Annotated in this window: 13 protein-coding genes; 2 read left to right on the forward strand and 11 right to left on the reverse strand. The window is 60.0% G+C overall.

Annotated features, from left to right (window positions below):
- The first annotated feature begins 200 nt into the window (after window positions 1–200).
- Window positions 201–1,109: a LysR family transcriptional regulator gene (locus BJ928_RS07705; RefSeq protein ID WP_047635613.1), complete on the forward strand. Its 909-nt coding sequence runs from the start codon at window positions 201–203 to the stop codon at window positions 1,107–1,109.
- A gap of 73 nt (window positions 1,110–1,182) precedes the next feature.
- Here the strand turns inward: BJ928_RS07705 and BJ928_RS07710 are convergent, their stop codons facing one another.
- From BJ928_RS07710 to BJ928_RS07755, 10 genes are all read right to left on the reverse strand, one after another.
- Complete coding sequence (locus BJ928_RS07710) at window positions 1,183–2,919, reverse strand: pilus assembly protein TadG-related protein (RefSeq protein WP_047635614.1); 1,737 nt, start codon at window positions 2,917–2,919, stop codon at window positions 1,183–1,185.
- Entirely contained in the window at window positions 2,919–3,341 is a 423-nt protein-coding gene (locus BJ928_RS07715) for a TadE/TadG family type IV pilus assembly protein (protein WP_047635615.1), read from the reverse strand. Before BJ928_RS07715 ends, BJ928_RS07710 begins: the two co-directional genes overlap by 1 nt.
- Before the next feature lie 335 nt (window positions 3,342–3,676).
- Window positions 3,677–3,865, reverse strand: coding sequence for a hypothetical protein (locus tag BJ928_RS07720; RefSeq protein WP_245432251.1), 189 nt, complete (start codon window positions 3,863–3,865; stop codon window positions 3,677–3,679).
- A gap of 94 nt (window positions 3,866–3,959) precedes the next feature.
- On the reverse strand, window positions 3,960–4,760 hold the full coding sequence (locus BJ928_RS07725) for an ABC transporter permease (protein WP_047635619.1): 801 nt from the start codon (window positions 4,758–4,760) through the stop codon (window positions 3,960–3,962).
- Window positions 4,757–5,611, reverse strand: a complete 855-nt coding sequence (locus BJ928_RS07730; RefSeq protein WP_047635621.1) for an ABC transporter permease — start codon at window positions 5,609–5,611, stop codon at window positions 4,757–4,759. The genes BJ928_RS07725 and BJ928_RS07730 overlap by 4 nt, the downstream gene beginning before the upstream one ends.
- 92 nt (window positions 5,612–5,703) lie before the next feature.
- The gene (locus tag BJ928_RS07735; RefSeq protein ID WP_047635623.1) at window positions 5,704–6,876 is read right to left on the reverse strand and encodes an extracellular solute-binding protein; all 1,173 of its coding nucleotides are present in this window, start codon (window positions 6,874–6,876) and stop codon (window positions 5,704–5,706) included.
- A gap of 48 nt (window positions 6,877–6,924) precedes the next feature.
- Entirely contained in the window at window positions 6,925–8,022 is a 1,098-nt protein-coding gene (locus tag BJ928_RS07740; RefSeq protein ID WP_047635625.1) for an ABC transporter ATP-binding protein, read from the reverse strand.
- Window position 8,023: 1 nt separating this feature from the next.
- Entirely contained in the window at window positions 8,024–10,087 is a 2,064-nt protein-coding gene (locus BJ928_RS07745; protein ID WP_047635626.1) for a hydantoinase/oxoprolinase family protein, read from the reverse strand.
- Window positions 10,084–11,763 (reverse strand): hydantoinase B/oxoprolinase family protein, encoded by a 1,680-nt coding sequence (locus BJ928_RS07750; RefSeq protein WP_047635627.1) that lies wholly within the window; start codon window positions 11,761–11,763, stop codon window positions 10,084–10,086. The genes BJ928_RS07745 and BJ928_RS07750 overlap by 4 nt, the downstream gene beginning before the upstream one ends.
- A gap of 114 nt (window positions 11,764–11,877) precedes the next feature.
- On the reverse strand, window positions 11,878–14,445 hold the full coding sequence (locus BJ928_RS07755) for a LuxR C-terminal-related transcriptional regulator (protein ID WP_245432252.1): 2,568 nt from the start codon (window positions 14,443–14,445) through the stop codon (window positions 11,878–11,880).
- A 425-nt stretch (window positions 14,446–14,870) separates the two neighbouring features.
- On the opposite strand from BJ928_RS07755, the gene BJ928_RS07760 reads away from it, so the two are divergent.
- On the forward strand, window positions 14,871–16,199 hold the full coding sequence (locus BJ928_RS07760; RefSeq protein WP_183079382.1) for a DUF882 domain-containing protein: 1,329 nt from the start codon (window positions 14,871–14,873) through the stop codon (window positions 16,197–16,199).
- A 31-nt stretch (window positions 16,200–16,230) separates the two neighbouring features.
- On the opposite strand, the gene BJ928_RS07765 is transcribed toward BJ928_RS07760, so the two are convergent.
- Window positions 16,231–16,929 (reverse strand): CerR family C-terminal domain-containing protein, encoded by a 699-nt coding sequence (locus tag BJ928_RS07765; RefSeq protein ID WP_052227919.1) that lies wholly within the window; start codon window positions 16,927–16,929, stop codon window positions 16,231–16,233.
- Window positions 16,930–17,057: the final 128 nt, after the last annotated feature.

Below are 17,057 nucleotides of genomic sequence, written 5' to 3' on the forward strand. Positions count from 1 at the left end.
AGGATCTTTGAAAAATACAATTTTTAAAGTTACATTATCTGATAAATTGATATCAGCGCCTGAAATAGCATCAGGAAATATTAATTGATATCAATAGCATACGGAAACTGCGCAAGAATATATCGAGAATAAGCTCATTTCAGATCCACGAAATCTGAAACAGCACAGCAGCTTTCAGAAAAATAGATGGGAAAAGCCTCATGGGTCTGAGCCTCCGGCAGCTTCGCTATTTCGTCGCAACAGCGGAATACGGGCAGATTTCGCATGCGGCCGTCAACCTGTCGATCTCGCAGTCCGCCGTCACCGCGGCGATCAAGGATCTCGAACTGACGGTCGGCGTATCACTGTTCAACCGTACGCCGCAGGGCATGGAGTTGACCACGGCGGGCCGGCAATTCCTGTCGCATGCCTATGAGATCCTGGCAAAGGTCGATGAAGCGACCCATCTCAATCTGGTCAGCAGCGATATCGAGGGAGAGCTCGTCGTTGCCGCCACCTATACCGTCATCGGCTATTTCCTGCCGCTGCATATCGAGCGCATCCGCCGCCTCTATCCGAAACTGAAAATTCAGCTCTACGAGGTCAATCGCGAGTCGATCGAAGAAGGCCTTCTGACCAATCGTTACGACATCTCGGTACTGCTGACATCGAACATCCTCAACCCGATGTTGACGACCGAAACGCTCCTGAGTTCCGTTAGGCGCCTTTGGTTGCCCGCAGGCCACGATCTCCAGCGGCGCGACGGCATAGGCCTGCGCGAAATCGCGGAAGAACCCTATATCATGCTAACGGTCGATGAAGCCGCCCACTCGTCACTGCGATACTGGAGCCGAGGCCCTTATCAGCCGAAGGTGCTTTTGCGGACCAGCTCGATCGAGGCTGTGCGATCGATGGTGGCCAACGGCCTCGGTGTAGCAATCCTTTCGGACATGGTACACCGCCCTTGGTCGCTTGAAGGGCGGCGCATCGAGACCGTGAACATTCAGGACCCGGTTCCGCCCATGGATGTAGGGCTGGCCTGGCGCGCCAATGTCGAGTTCAGCCAGCCGATGCTTGCCTTCAGGCGCTATTTCCAGCAGGCCTATAGCCTGCCGGGCACGAATTCCTGATCCTCTACCCTGGTGGTATTTCCGGCTTTGCGCTTCAACATGCGATCGCCCGGCCGCGTGCTTGCGCAAGCCATTATTGCACCAAGACAGGCTGCGTGCACCTTGCGTCAGTCACGCTTATATCGGCTTGCCCGATACCGATGCCGAGCAGACCGAGCAGACCGTATAGAACCTGATCGAGCGGCGCGGTGACAATCGACAGCGTGTCGGCGAGGGCGGAGAGCACCTCCTTCGGCGTTCCGATCGTCAGGAAGAGCAATTGGATGGTAATGGTGGTGTTTTTCAGCAGGGACGAGACCGTGGAAGTCAGGACACTATTGGTGGAGACGGTCTTGATCGTACCTGCCGAAATCTCCGGAGGCTGAAAAGTCACCCGCGTCGGGCTCATGTTTGCGATGTCGATCTGTGCGCTTGCAATCACTTTCAGAAGGAGGGAATCGATGATCGCGGCCGGTGTCACCCTCGGCGTGGAGCCGAAATTTACGAAGGCTGACGTGTTAACATCACCCAAAGCAACTTCTGCAACGCCCGGCACGGCGTCAATCCCGACGACGGCGTTCGGCATGGCGCCGCCGACACAGGTGATCGAAGCAAGCTTGGCCTCGGCAGGAGCAAGCTCGACGTAAAGCGGTATCCTGATTTTCAGGCCGGCGATCAGGGACAGGCCTGTGATGGCGACTTCGAGTGCGGTCCGAACCTGCGGCGTGCGAACGATCGTGCCGGGCGCCCCTACGGCAAGGGCGGGGGTCTGTTGCGACATTTCACCGATCGCCAGCGTCAGCGTTGCTGTCGCCAGACCGGGCAGCGCGACACCTAGGTCGATGGCGATCTGCCTTTGCTGATTGGCGGCCATCGCCGTCGCCGAGATCAGGTTCAGCACGTTGATATTGGCGGTCAGATTGGGAGAGGTGCCAACGACATTGCGTCCCAGAGGACCAAGATTGACAATATCCTGCAGCTTGACGGTCAGTTTCGTCGTACCAAGCGTCTTGCCGAGATTGTTGATAAGGGTCACGACCCCCGCCGAAAGATTGGTCGACTTGCCAAGAGCGCCGAGGATCTTGTCATAAGTGACATCCGTCGCCAGAAGCTGATTATAGCTTATGCCGGTCAGCTTGAGATCCGTCGCCAGGAGATTGAGGAAACTCAGAAGATTGACGTTCGCACTGATGAGCGATTGATAGTCCGCAACTTTTAGGGAAACCTGCGTTCCCAGCAGCGTACTCAGGAGCTGATTCAGAATGCCGCCATTGAGGCTCAGAAGCCGCGATCCGATCGAAAAGGCGGCCAGACGCTCATTGGATGCCGTGCCCGTCGCGCTCAGGGTCGGCGGCGTGGAAAAGGCGGAAGCGAACGGCATCACGGCCTTTTGGGTCAACGTCACCTTGACCGAATCGTATGGCGAAGTTCCTGTGGAAGAGAAGCGATTTGCAACCGGGATCGATGTGTCCGCCGTGTAGGCGCCAAGTACCAGATTGCCTACGGTCTCATATTGACCGGAGTTGGCCGTAGCCGCGTTGACGAGGCCGTTGCTCGTCATATAGCTGCTGCCCGAGGCAATCGCCGGGGTGGTGCCGTTGCTGACGAGATTGTTCAAAAGTGCGGTCTGGGCATTTGCGATATCGGAAGCAGCCGAGATTGCACCGATGTCGCTCAACTGCTGCAGGCGCCGTTGCTGCAACGTCATCATCCCGTAATCGATGCCGAGGCCAAGGCAATAGAGGATCAGGGGCGAGACAAGGGCAGTCGTGACGGCGACATTGCCTCGCTTGTCTCGAAGCGACGCAAGCCGACCGAGAAGCCGTTTCATCACAGTCCTCCCATGCGAATGGTCGAGTAGCGACGAATGGTTGGGTTCGGCATTGCGAACGTATAGAGATTCCAGATCGGAAGAGCCGACGCGTCATAACTGGCGCTGACCGTGAACTGGTTGGCGTTGGTCGGGTCGGTGGCGACGGTCACCGTCAGCTTGGTCTTGTCGATGAAAGCGTCATTGATCGTCGAATTGGTGACGAAGCTTTGAACAAGCTGGCTTCGCTCGTCTGCCGATAGCCCGGCGATTGCCGTTCGGGCGGCATCGGCCGTCAATTGCTGCAGCGAGTGAGCGGCGGTGAGATAGATGGCAAAGGCGACCAGTGTGAGAAGCAGAAGGAAAAAAAGCGGCGCGATAAGAGCGAATTCGACCGCTGCGGCCCCCTTATTCTCCCTGTAGAAATGAGAAACACGATACATAGTCCTGTCTCCTTCAGTCGACCTTCATCTGTTCGATGACGGTCGAGGAGACCTTAGGCTTCGGACGTTAATTTTATATTTCTAAATAAGGTATTTTCTAATATGATTACATCTTAAAGATGTTGAATACTTGATGAAATTGTCGTTGCACTGAAGAACGTCTATCTCTTTAACTTCCGGCTAAGGGCACCCGGCAAGGCCCCGTTTCCACGCTTTCCTTTATCCGCCTCGCTCCTCGACGCAAGTCGGTGGAGACACCTCGGCGGCGGCGCTCCCTTCGATACCAAGCCCGGCACGTCACATCGTGCTCGAAGCCGAGATCCACAGCCGATAAATCATTTCTTCTTCGGTACCAGATCCCAGCCGCCCTGGATGTTTCTGATGAAGCGGCGGTTTCCTTTATAATAGCTGACCGCGCCCGTCCGATCGACCTTGATGGATGTCGGCAAGGACTGCGTCACCGCCTTTAGCCGCTCGACCATATCAAGCGCCTCCTGCCTTTTCCCCGCGCGGATCAGCGCCATCAGTTTCGACTCTTGTTTCATCCTCTATACTCCCGTTGATGGAGGTCTAAGGGCGGGCGGAACTTGCGACTTGTCAGTCCTACTTGCATATTGGTCACCCCACTCGGCGTTGCATGAACAGCGAACGCAGGGCTACGGCCACTACGCAAACGCTGGAAACGAGAAAGATTGCGCCTGACATCGCGTAGATCGTCGGCGAGGCGCCGGAGTTCATCTTGCCGAACAGCACCACCGGCAGCGTGTTCTGGCGGCCTGCCAGATAGAAGGCGCGCGTAAACTCGTTGAGCGACAGCAGGAACGAAAAGATGAAGGCACTGACGAGGCCCGGCCGGATCAATGGCAGGGTAATGTCCCAGAACTGCCGGAAACGGCCGGCGCCGAGATCGTCGGCCGCCATCAGATAGGTCCGCTTGACCGCGGCAAAGCTCGTCAGGATGACGATGAAGGCAAAGGGCATCGCCCACAAGAGATGGCCGGCAATGACGGTCAGGGCGGATGCTTTCACGCCGACGCGGCTGATGACGGTCGAAAGCGCCAGCCCCTGGATGACGCCGGGTACGAACATCGGCAGCAGCACGGTCAGAAACCACAGGCTTCGCCCGCGGTGAAGCTCGCGATGGGCGAGCGCCGCGCCCAGTGACAGCAGCGTCGCGATGACTGCCGTCGCAAGCCCGATGACGATCGACTGGCCAAGTGCTGCGACGAGCGCGGTTTCCGAGCCGAGCGCAAGATACCATTTCAGGGTAATGTCCGAAAAATGCGGCAGGCCCGGCTGCAGCGCCGGATTGAACGACACGCCGAGCAGATAAAGCGGCGGCGCATAGATGACGAGGAGGCCGAAGACGGTCAGCGTCCAGATGACGATGCGCGGCGTCGCTCCTTCCCGGACGATCATTGGCCTCGCTCCTCGAACAGCGAAGAGAGGCCAAATATGGCGTCTCCGATCAGCACCAGTCCGAACACGATGACGAGCATCAGCGTCGAAATGGCAAAGGCGAGCGGGAAATTCGCGACGCGCATCACATCGTTGATCATCACGGAGACGATCGAGGCGCCGGCACCGCCGAGCATCTGCACCTCCGTCGAGGAGCCGGCGACCATGACGAAGACGAACAGGAAACCGGCGAAAACGCCGGAATAGGTCAGCGGCAGCAACACGGTTCGCGCCATCGTCCAGAAGCCGGCGCCGAGATCGCGCGATGCCGCCAGCGCGACCGGATCGACGCGGCGCATGGAGAGCAGGATGGGGAAAGTCGCAAACGGCAGGTACGAGGCGACAAGCCCGACGATGACGGCGAAATCGCTGAACAGCAACCAATCGAGCGGCGCATCCGTGATGCCGGCCTGCTGGAGAAGCGTGTTGATGACGCCGGTGCGGCCGAGCAGCAACCGCCAGGAAAAGGAACGAATGAGATAGGATGTGAAGAACGGGATGGTCAGGAGCGCGGCAAGCAGGACCGACAGCCTTCGCCGGGCCAGAAAATACATGGCATAGGCCGTGGGATAGGCGATGACGAGGCAGATCGCCGATGTCAGGAATGCCTTGCCGAGCGTCGACAGGAACACGCTCCAGCGCCCGGCATCCAGGATAGCGCCGTAGGCGGCAAGGCTGAACTCCGGCTTGATCCAGTAAGTAGCCGAGTCCCAGGCGCAGAAGCTCCAGACCACAACGAGAACAAGCGGCGCAAGGCCAAGCACAAGGATCGCCGCAAGCGGAGCAGCTAGCAAAAGCGCCGATGTCTTCATGGTCCAGTCTCCCTTCTCTTGGCGTTGATCCCATCGGCTCGGGGCCGGCCTGTCCTTCGACAGATGAGCCAGCCCCGGTCCATCGCGTTAAATCAGGCGTTGCGCAGCTTCTGCCACCACTCCTCGTAGAGCTGGAAATTGTCCGGGCGGCAATTCTGCCAGTAGACCTTGCCCGAGAACTTCGCCTTCACATGGTCGGCAAGCTTGGCGACGTCGTCGGCCTTGTATTCGTCCGAATGGGCCTTGGCGTAGGCAAGGTTGTTGTCCGTCGGCACGAGATAGCCGCGCGCCTTGCCGAGCTCGCAGCCATAGAAGCCGGCAAGCAGCGCATCGACGAATTTATGGGCGGCCTCGGCCTTGCCGCGCTCCGCTGCGCCCTTGAGCAGAACCGTGTTGTTGCCCCAGCCCTCATAACCTTCGACGGGTGCGGCATATTCCACCTGAAGCCCGCGCTTGCGGCCTTCATAGACGATCGGCTCCCAGCCGGTCATGGCGTCGACTTCCTCGTTGGCGACCAACTGCACGCCCTGTTCCCAACCATTCCAGAAGGTACGGAACTGGCCGTCCTTCTTGTGCTTGATCAGGAATTCCATGACGAGACCGAGCTCGGATTCCGAAAGGTTGCCCGGCTCCTTGATCGGCTTGTTCTCTGCTTCCTTGAGGTAGATGGCCGTGAAGATGGCGCTATTGATCCAGGCATCCTCCATGGCGACCCGACCCTTGAGCTTGGGGTCGAAGATGACGCCGTAGCTGTCGACCTTGCCGAGCTTGTCGGGGCGATAGATGATGGAATCGGCGTTGACGACAGTCGGAATACCGTACTGCTTGCCCTCATAGGTCAAGGTCGGGATATCCTTGGCCCATTGCCAGATGCCGGCAAAATTGGAGATCTTGGAAACGTCCCAGGGGGCGATCAGTCCCTGCTTGGCGAGTTCGCGCTCCGCGCCGCCCTGAAAGCCGCCGACATCGAAGAGATCGTTGGCATTGCCGGCGGCGAGACGTGCGACGACCGGACCGACATCGTTGCCGTTGTCGGTGAATTCAGGCGAGACGCCGCTCTGGCGGGCAAACTCCTGCCATTTGTCGCCTATGTCGAGCGTGGCCGTCGCCCAGAATGCAACGCTTGCATCGTCGGCCATGGCGCGCGTGGCGGAAAGCCCGCCGAAAGAGAGCGCGGCCGCACCCGCACCCATCAGCTTGAGCATGTCACGGCGCTGCATGTTACTCCTCAAGGCGGAGGAGACGAGATCACTGCTTTTGTTCATCGTGTCATTCCCTTCCCTCATTTTTCGCTTAATTCAGCTATTCGGGTATTACTCATCGCCTCCAGCCAAGGCCGGTATTCCGGAACGATCGATCAGGAGCGCAGCACCCGGCTTCAAACACACGCGCACGCTTTCGCCCGGCAAGGGCGGAATTGCGTCCGCGCTAGTCGTTAACACCACACGCTGGCTGTCGGCGAACGCAAGCGTAACGTCATGGCTGAGTCCGCGATAGATGCTTTCGACAACCTTAAGTTCAATTATTTCGGAGGCCTCTTCGCCTGCCTGGATCAGTTCGACCCGATCGGGGCGGATGGCGACGAGCGCGTCGGGCGGCGGCGCGGCGCCGGAAAAGCCCGCGCTGACGCGTTGTCCGGCAATCGTCGCGATGGCCTTGTTGCCGGAAACCGAAATAGTCTCAGGCTTCAACAGCGTATCGATGCCGACGAAACGGGCAACGAAAGCATTGGCCGGAGCCTCGAAGAAGCGCGAGGGCACGTCGATCTGTTCGATCCGCCCCTTGTGCATGACGGCCATGCGATCGGAAAGGCTGAGTGCCTCGTCCTGATTATGGGTGACGAGAATGAAGGTTGCGCCGGTGCGCTTGTGAAGACGACCGAACTCGTCACGCATCTGCTGGCGCAGCCGCTCGTCAAGCCCGGTCAGCGGCTCGTCGAGCAGAAGGATGCCGGGTTCCATGACGAGCGCGCGAGCAAGCGCGACGCGCTGACGCTGGCCGCCTGAGAGAAGATTGACGTCGCGATCCGCAAAACCGGATAGCTCGACGAGGTCCAATGCACCATCGACCTTGGTCTTCAGCGCCGCGCCCGACAATCCCCGCAGCTTCAGCCCATAGCCGACATTCTGAGCGACATTCATATGCGGGAACAATCCAAGCGACTGGAAAACCGTATTCACCGGCCGGCGATTGGCCGGAACGGCCGCCATGTCCTTTCCATCGAAAAGCACACGGCCCGAGGTCGGCTTGTCGAAACCACCGATCAGCTTCAAGAGCGTGCTCTTGCCACAACCGGACGAGCCGAGCAGCGTAAAGAACTCCCCTGCCCTGATGTCGAGCGTGACGTCATCGACGGCTCGCGTCGGCCCGTAGCTTCTGACGATATGGTCGAGACCGATCGCTATCGCCATATCAGACGCTTCTCCCATCTCGCTCGCGAATGAGCAGCAAGCCTTCCTCACTCACTTCAAGCTCCTGACCGGCGATCACCAACGATGTCGCCGTCGCCTCCTCGACGATGAGGGGGCCGGCGATCTTTTCGAAAGGCGGCAGCCGCGTGCGCTCGTAGACGGGGCAGGACACCCATCCGGTCGCCCCGCCGAAATAAACGTCGCGATATCCTTTGAAGGCTGTCGCCAGCGAGCGGTCTGCACCAGCGAGTTTCGGGATAGCGATGATCGGGCCGTGGAGCACCGCCTCCAGATGGATCATCGTGATCTCCACAGGCGAACCGGGCAGGCTGAACGTATAGGCACGCTCATGCGCGGCATGGAAGCGTTCCGCAAAGCTTTCGGCATCACCCTCCATTTCGAAAAGAGCGAAGACACCATGTTCCTGCCCGCGATACCGGGCTTCGACACGGCAGGCATAGCGTATCTCGGCTGCGTCGCCTTTGGAGAAGTACTTGACCGCCTCACGCTTCAACTCGTCAAAGCGGCGCTTCAGATTGCTGATGGCGTCCGGGTCGAGGGGCGCGAACCACGTGCTGCGGAAATCGGCGCGCGGCTCCGCCGCCAGCATTCCCCAGGCCGAAAAGATGCCGGGATGCGGGGGGACTACAGTCATCTTCACGCCGAGATCACGCCCGAGGCGTGCGGCAAGCGCCGGACCCGCGCCTCCGGAAATGACGAAAGCCGCATCACGCGGATCGTGCCCGCGCTGAACCGTCACCAGCTTCAGCGCATTGATCATCGAGGCATGAGCGATTTCGACGATCGCGAGAGCCGCATCCTCGACCGACAGCCCCATCGGCCCGGCAACCGTGGCGATGGCGGCAGCGGCCCTGGATTTGTCGAGCCGCATCTGGCCGCCGGCAAAGCTTGCCGGATCGAAAATGCCGAGTGTCAGCAACGCGTCGGAAAGGGTGGGCTTGGTCCCGCCGCGGCCGTAGCAGGCAGGCCCCGGTGTCGAGCCGGCACTTTCCGGTCCGACGCAAAGTGCGCCGCGCTCGTCGATGCGGGCAATCGAGCCGCCGCCGGCGCCGATTTCGACGATATCGACCACAGGCACCTGCACCGGATAGCCGGGCGCGATGCGGGTATGCTCGAGCTTGTATTCGCTATCGAGCGTCGGACTGTCGTCATGGATCAAAGAGCATTTCGCCGTCGTGCCGCCGACATCGAGCGACAGCACCTCGGATTCACCAAGCACGGTACCGATGCGCGCAGCACCCGCCACACCGCCGGCTGGTCCGGATTCCACAAGCGTCAGAGGACTTAACTGCGCCTGATCGAAGGTGGAAATACCGCCATTCGACTGCATGGCATAGTAGGGGCAGGTGAGATCGCGTTCGGTCAACGCACTTTCAAGCCGGGCAAAATAACGCTTGATGATCGGCTGCACATAGGCATTGAGCACGGCCGTATTGGAGCGCTCATATTCCCGCCACTGACGGGAAACTTCGTGGCTGGCGCAGACGGTCACGTCAGGCAAAGCTTCAGCGATCGCTTTGGCGCAGGCAATCTCATGTTCGGGATTGACGTAGCTGTGAAGGAAAATGACGGCCACCGCCTCCACCTTGCGAGCGCGGCATTCACGGATGATCGGTTCGAGATCGCCAAGCTCGATCGGTGTCAGCACATGGCCTTTGGCGTCCATGCGCTCGCGCACCTCGAAGCGCAGGCTGCGCGGCACGAATGGTTCCGGGCTCTTGAACTGGAGATTATAGAGATCCGGGCGATTGCCGCGGCCGATCTCCAGCACGTCACGAAAGCCGGCGGTGGTGACAAGTGCGGTGCGAACGCCCTTTCGTTCGGTGATCGCGTTGATGACGGTCGTTCCGCCATGGGCGAAAAAGATCACGTCTCGCGTCGAAAGCCCGTCCTTCTTTTCGGCAAGTTCGATCGCCGTCAGCACGCCTTCGGACTGATCGTGAACGGTCGTGAGGCTCTTGGCGGTAAAGATTTCGCCCGTTCGCTCGTCATAGCCGACGAGGTCGGTAAAGGTGCCGCCCACATCCGTCGCCAGTCTGATCATCGCGCCATCCCCTCTTCATATCCGTACAGACCGCGCGCCACTTCGCTGGTGATATAACCGTCTTCGAGATCACGGCGGACCCGTTCCGGCTCGCGAGCTCGCGGGTCGCCCCAGCCGCCGCCGCCGCCGGTGATGATCCGCACCAGATCGCCGCGGTTCAGTCCGATATGCGGCTCGCGGCCGAAATTGCTGACATCACCGCCGTTGTCCTTTACCTGCAGGAGATTGATGCTGCCCGGCTCGCCGCCTTCGATCCCCCATGGCGGCGTGTCGGTTCGCCCGAAACTGCAATAGGCCGAAGCACCGTCTCCGAGGACCTCATAATCGCGAATGACGCCAAAGCCGCCGCGACGGCGCCCGGCACCCGATCCACCCTCGACATTGAGCCCATAGCGGCGCACGAGCAAAGGAAAGCGTGCTTCGATCACTTCGACGGAGTAGTTATAGGTATCGCCATCGGTGAGCGCGATCAGCGCATTGGCGCCATCGCCGTCCCTGCTCGCACCCCAGCCGCCGTGCTGCGGCTCGATATGGATGAATGGCTGTCCCGCCGCATCCTTACCGGCGATATAGACGACGCATAGGCTCGTATAGGAACCGGCGGAGAAGCGCTCGGGCATCAGCCCGGCAACGGCCTTCCAGACGAGTTCGGACGCATGCACCGAGCCCTCGTAATACCAGCCGGTCGGAGAGGGCTTCTCCGCGGTGAAAACCGAACCCTTCGGCGCTATGACGGAGAGCGGCCGGAACCAACCCTCGTTGGAGGGGGCCTGCGGCGCAACCAGCGCCTTGAATATGGTGCGCACGGCCGAGTGCAGCGCGCCCGCCGCACAATTGATCGGGCCTGCGACCGCTGGCGGGCAACCGGTGAAATCCGCGGTGAGCCGATCTCCGGCGATCGTCACAGCCACCTTGACCTGGATAGAATCGGTAGTGACGCCATCACCGTCGATGATATCCGCTGCCTCATAGACACCATCTGGCAATGCAGCGATGGCGGCGCGCGCCTGCTTCTCGCTGACCGACAGGAGGTGGTCGAATGCGGCCTCGACGACATCGGTGCCATATTTACGGGCAAGTTCGCCCATGCGGCGCGCGGCAACGCGGACGGTCGCGACTTGAGCCGTGAGATCGCCGATGGCGACCTCAGGCAACCGGACATTCTCGCGGATGATACGCAGGACTTCGCCTGAAAAGCGGTCGCTGCGCACCACCTTCACACCGGGAAGCCTCAACCCTTCCTGGAAGACCGAGGTTGCATTGGGCGCAAGCGAACCCGGAACCGAGCCGCCGACATCGAGATAATGGGCTACGTTGATCGCATAGGCCAGTATGCGCCCATCGAAGAAGATCGGCTTGACGATGGCAAAATCGCAGGCATGCGTGCCGCCGGAATAGGGGTCGTTCGTCAACAGGATGTCGCCGTCCTGCAGATCATCGCCATAAAGCGCGATCAGCGATTTGACCTGAGTGCCGAACGTGCCGGTGAACAGGGTAATGCCGTTCATCTGCGCAACAAGCTCGCCTTCGCAAGTGAGAAGGCCACACGCGAAATCAAGGACCTCATAGATGACCGGGCTCATCGAAGTCCTGGCCATGACCACACCCATCTCGTCGACGGTGGCGGCCAGCTTGCCCTCGATAATCTCCTGCGTCACCGGATCGACGACGACCACGAATCTACCCCCTCATTATTATATTCGCACGAGTGCAGATTAGGTGTTTTTTCGGCCGTCGATAGCCTTCCCGATGGGTGGGCATACATACCAAAACCTACCCGTTCGGGTAGGTTATCGATTGAGCATGCCCTTTTGGCGCGCTGCCGTCACGGCCGCGGTCCGCGTCGAGACGTTGAGCTTTCCAAAGATATTGCGCAGATGAAACTTGATCGTATTGTCGGACAGCGCCAGCCTCCGGCCGATTTCCTTGTTGGAAAGCCCTGAGCTTAGCAGCTCCAGTACCATGCGTTCCCGGCCGGTAAAGACATATGCACCGTCCTCGGCGGCCTGCTCCTGCGCCGGCTCTCCAGTCACCAGCAGAGATTGGAGACGCTTTCGCGTGAGATTGGCGACGCTTTGATGATTGGCGAGTGTGCGAAGTTCGTCGAGACCCGTGGAATAGTCGAGATGAAGCAGCGCGCGGTAATCGCCAAGCGGCATCGTCAACACGAGATCGGAAAGGCGCGCGGCGGCAAGATCCGCACGACCTTCCGCCAGGAGGATCGCCATTTCGATGAGCGTAAGCTCGATCGTGCGCGGGACATGCGGCCGCTGCGCCTGTCGCGTCCTGAACTGATCGAAGACTTCGCGTGCCTTGGCCTTCTCGCCAAGGGCCAGGTAGGCGCGCGTCCAGAAGATCGCCGGCGTCGCCCCCCTCAAGTGGATAGCGAGCGTATTGGCGCGGTCCGAGACGATGGCCTGCATGCCGAAACCGCTGGCCTCCGCATGTCGGATTGCCTGATCGAGATCACCCGACCCCATGAGCAGCATGGCGCGCTCGCCATCGATCAACCGCGTCAGCCGATCGAAGCCGCGACGGCGCGCCACGGCGCGAATGCGATCCATGGCCGCATGGGCGGCGAGCAAATCCTCGCGCATGCGCAAGACGCGCTGTTCGGCCATGAAGCCCGCGGCCAGAAGATCGAACCAGGTGTCATGAAGTTCGAGATGCGGCAGCGCCCATTTGAGGATTTCGGCGGCGACATCGACCTCGCCGCGCATCGACAGGACTTCAGCCTTTAGAACCTGGCCGACAGCGTCGAAATCGCTGCCAGAGCCGATATTGGCCTGGGCTTCGCTGATCAGCTCTTCGTAGGAGGAAAGCGCGCTGGCGCAATCGCCCGAAAGAAAAAACGCCTGACCGACATGGGTATAGAGGTGCATCGCGCCAAAATCGGCACCACCGTCACGAAAGGCGCGCGTGGCCTGATGACCATAGTGCAATGCCCGGTCGAGCTCGCTCCGGATCAGGAAATTGTAGGAAAGCATGTTGAGCGCCAGCGCCCGGTGAATGAGCTCCATCCCATCAGGCTGCCGCAAATCGTCCTCAAGCGCGGAAAGATCGGCAGAGCTGGCCCAATGATCCGTATAAAGCGCCAGCAGGATGCGTACGACACGCAGATCCTTTGCCAGGATCGCGTCACCCGCAGCAGCCCGCTCGGCAATGACGAGATAGTGATTGGCGGCAGCAAGCTGCGCCGCCTTGGCGTTGAAAATCGAAAGCCCGAGGGTCACAAGCGGAAAGCGAACCAGATCGATTTCCGACGCCCGCGCGCTCAAGGCCTGGAAGAGCGTCGCGCCACCGCGGGTCGTGGCGTAGATGCGCCGCCAGCCGCCGGCAGTTTCGACGATGCGTGCGGCAAGATTGGCATCGCCCGCCAAGAGCGCATGATGAACCGCGCGATCGACATCGCCCTGTGCCTCGAACCAGTGCGCCGCGCGATTGAGTGCGAGATTGGCATCGACGCCCCTGCGACTGGCGGTCTTCTTCAGGAATTCGTTGAAGACCGGGTGAAACCGCATCCAGTTACCCGGGCCGGCGAGCAAGGTGACCGGAAGCGCGTATTCGGCCAGCCTCTCGCTAAGATCGGCATGTTCTCTGCCGCCCAGAACCGCTTCGAGCAGCGAATGATTGAAAGCCGGCAGAGCGGCCGTCTCGATGAGAAACTGGCGTATATCTTCGGGCAGATGTTCAAACACCTGCTCCGACAGATAGGAACCCATGTCCGCGCCGCCGCCGTCGAAGGAGGCCAGAATGCTATCGCTTTCCTCCGATTCCGAGACCAGCAGGCTCACCATCTGCAGCGCCACCGCCCAACCCTCGGTCCGGCGGTTGAAAGAACCGACCTGCGCCTCGGTCAGATGCGCGCCCTTGCCGGCGAAAAGCTCCCCCGCTTCGGCATCGGTGAAGCCAAGTTCGGCGACGCCGAACTGCTTGAACTCGCCGCGCAGCCGCAGTGCCGAAAGCGGAAAGCGCGGCGGGCTGCGACTGATGAGCACCAGCCTGACATGTTCGAGCGAGAGATCGGCGAGGATCTTCGCCATCAGCGCCTCGGTCGCGTCCGTCTGGGCGAAATGGTAATCGTCGAGAAAGACGACGAGCGGCCCTTCGATCTTGCGCAGGCGTGTCGCCAGCACCGAAAGCAGGGCTGTCGCAGACAGGCTGCCGGCATCGGCGCCATCTTCTTTCAGCCACGTCTGCAACGCATCGATCAGCGCAAGGAGGAAAGCTTCCTGATTGGTATGTTCGGCATCGAGCGACACCCAGCAGAGCTTGACGCCGTCCTCCTTCAGCAATTCGTACCATTGAACGGCCAGCGAGGTCTTGCCGTAGCCGGCCGGCGCGACAATGGTCGTCAAACGGCGCAGCCCGGCCCGCCGAAGCTGCCGCAACAGGTCGCTACGTTTGATTGTTTGCTGCCCGCTGGACGGGGGAGCAAATCGATTCTGTCCACTCATGGCGCGGGATGATGCTGTCTTGGCAGCCAGTTTGCAACCCACGCGAAAACGTTTGCAAGGCTGGTTTTTGTCATTATCCGAAATATCGATCTATACATTTTTAGATTGAATTTTTACGAAGATACCACAAAAGGCCGAAGCTAGCCCGGCAAAATGACGTGCCGGTTTCATCATGTAATGAATGCGCTTCGGCGGACAAAATTTCGCCATTTCCAGCCATAAACGGTCCGTTAGGGATTTGTTGACCATAATTGGACGGTATAGCGATGCCGCGGACGCGGCGCCTCTGATTTCTGTGTCTCTTAGCAAGGGCGAAAGTCGTATCCGTGCACCACGTGATCTTTTCCATTCCGGCGACAGTTTTCGCCACGACTTTCTCATTCGTCGCTTGCCGGGTGGCGCTAATCGCGATGCTGATGCTCGGAGCCTTTGCCGGCTCGGCGGCCGCCGAGGATCGGGCGCTCAAGCTCTTCTTCACCCATACGGGGGAAAGAGCGACCATCGTCTTCAAGCGCGGCGGCCGATATGACCCGAGAGGTCTTGCCCAGATCAACCGCTTTTTGCGCGACTGGCGAAAGAACGAACCAACCAGGATTGATCCGGAACTGCTCGATCTCGTCTGGGAGGTCTATCGCCGCAGCGGCGCCAGGGAATCTATTCACGTCGTCTCGGCCTACCGCTCCCCTTCCACCAACAGCATGCTGCGCAATCGCTCGCGCGGTTCTGGCGTTGCAAAACACAGCCAGCATACGCTCGGCAAGGCGATGGATTTCTACATCCCCGGCGTGAAACTTGCGAGCCTGCGCGCGATCGCCATGCAGATGCAGATCGGCGGCGTCGGCTTTTATCCCAACTCCGGCTCGCCCTTCGTGCATCTCGATGTCGGCAGGGTGCGCGCCTGGCCGAGAATGTCGCGCCAGGAACTCGCACGGCTTTTCCCGAACGGACAGACGCTGCATGTCCCGGCGGATGGCAGACCGCTGCCGGGCTATCAGGTGGCAATCGCGCAATCCAAAAAGCGCCCTTCCCAGATGGCGAGCAAGATCACAGCCGTTGATGACGACGATGACGATGCCGGATCATCTATCGCGTCTCGCAGCGTCGAACCCGATCGCAGCCTTTTGACCAGTATGCTGCCGACACCCAGAAGCCGGGCCGTAGATGGGCTGGAGGCCCAACTCGGCAAACGCGTGGCAGAGGAACGCAAGACCCAACCCTTCGCCGACCTGGCTGCTTATGCCGTCCCGCTGCCCGCATGGCGACCAACCACCAGCGTTGCCGTCATACCGACGGCTGCCCCTGAAAGACCCGTCCCTCCTGCTGTGCTTGCAAGCCTGGTGGTCGGACGCAACGACGCCGGAAAGCTCGTCGTATCTGATAATGCGAGGAATACGGCCGATAGCACCATGGCAAGGATGCAGCCAATGGCGCAGCTACCGAGCTCCACCGCCCAGGAAGTCTCCGGCGGCGTCGGCGCCATGTCGACCGGAGCGATCGTCGCCTGGGCTCTGCAGCCGCCGGGCATGGCCGTCAACATGACGCTTCCGAGCCTCGTCAGCGCGCCAATCCCGATGCACGACGACATGGCGGAGGCACAGGCCGGAGCTTACGATGGTGACGATTTCGATGTCGAGCGGTTCGGCTTCGAAGGCTAGTGCAAGCTTTTACTGTGTGGTCTGCCAAGGTTCAGTTGGGCTGATCGGCTGATCTTGGCGGCAGTACCGACAGCGCAAGCTGCGCGAGACCGCCGAGCGTAAAGCGAAACAATCGATCCGTCAGTTCTTCATCCGTCGTTGTTTCCCGGCCGAGCGCCGGAATGATTTCGGACACGCGTTTGTCGGCGACCAGAAGCATGAAGCACGGCGCAATCGTCGAAAATGCCCCCTGAGCAACGAGCGGATGGTCCGGCTCGACACCGATAATCTGGGCAAGGATTCCAAACAGCAGAGCTTTCTTCGGCTCGATCTCTTCGCGTCGGAGCTTGCCGATGTGCGGCGTCGGCGCAATCAATTCACGGACGATGACCTTGGCCGGCCATGAATTCTCATTCCCGGTCCGCACCACCTTGACCAGCAGACCGATGAACCGGCGCAGCTTCTCCTTCGGATCGATATCCGCCGTGGCGGTGCCGGCGAGCACTTCATAGCTCATCAGGCGACGATGCGCCTCGGCAAGGACGTCTTCATACAAAGCTTCGATGCCGCCGAAGTGATAGTTGACCGCCGCGGCATTGGTTTGCGCGCGCAGGGCAATTTCCTTTGCGGTGGCGCGGTCGAAGCCGAATTCCGCGAAAACAGCGCCGCCTGCCTCGAGCAGGCTCGTCCGCGTCGTCGCGCCATCCTGCCGATCCCGAGATCGGACCGTTCGTCTATTGCCTCTCGCCATTGCGTCTGCCTTCCATTAATTCAAATATTAATTTGAAATTTGAATTTTACAAGTGCTATAATCACTGCGGATCGATCCGGGTCACAGTCCGTTTCGTCAAAGCCGGCATCCCCTTGGAGTTCAGATTC

Source organism: Rhizobium sp. WW_1 (assembly GCF_003610155.1).
Taxonomy (GTDB): Bacteria; Pseudomonadota; Alphaproteobacteria; order Rhizobiales; family Rhizobiaceae; genus Rhizobium; species Rhizobium tropici_A.

What these genes read in the sequence shown, in the direction of transcription:
- BJ928_RS07735 (WP_047635623.1), bottom strand. Translation starts at nt 6,876, where the DNA reads ATGAACAAAAGCAGTGATCTCGTCTCCTCCGCCTTGAGGAGTAACATG.
- BJ928_RS07745 (WP_047635626.1), bottom strand. Translation starts at nt 10,087, where the DNA reads ATGATCAGACTGGCGACGGATGTGGGCGGCACCTTTACCGACCTCGTC.
- BJ928_RS07765 (WP_052227919.1), bottom strand. Translation starts at nt 16,929, where the DNA reads ATGGCGAGAGGCAATAGACGAACGGTCCGATCTCGGGATCGGCAGGAT.
- BJ928_RS07740 (WP_047635625.1), bottom strand. Translation starts at nt 8,022, where the DNA reads ATGGCGATAGCGATCGGTCTCGACCATATCGTCAGAAGCTACGGGCCG.
- BJ928_RS07715 (WP_047635615.1), bottom strand. Translation starts at nt 3,341, where the DNA reads ATGTATCGTGTTTCTCATTTCTACAGGGAGAATAAGGGGGCCGCAGCG.
- BJ928_RS07710 (WP_047635614.1), bottom strand. Translation starts at nt 2,919, where the DNA reads ATGAAACGGCTTCTCGGTCGGCTTGCGTCGCTTCGAGACAAGCGAGGC.
- BJ928_RS07705 (WP_047635613.1), top strand. Translation starts at nt 201, where the DNA reads ATGGGTCTGAGCCTCCGGCAGCTTCGCTATTTCGTCGCAACAGCGGAA.
- BJ928_RS07725 (WP_047635619.1), bottom strand. Translation starts at nt 4,760, where the DNA reads ATGATCGTCCGGGAAGGAGCGACGCCGCGCATCGTCATCTGGACGCTG.
- BJ928_RS07730 (WP_047635621.1), bottom strand. Translation starts at nt 5,611, where the DNA reads ATGAAGACATCGGCGCTTTTGCTAGCTGCTCCGCTTGCGGCGATCCTT.
- BJ928_RS07720 (WP_245432251.1), bottom strand. Translation starts at nt 3,865, where the DNA reads ATGGCGCTGATCCGCGCGGGGAAAAGGCAGGAGGCGCTTGATATGGTC.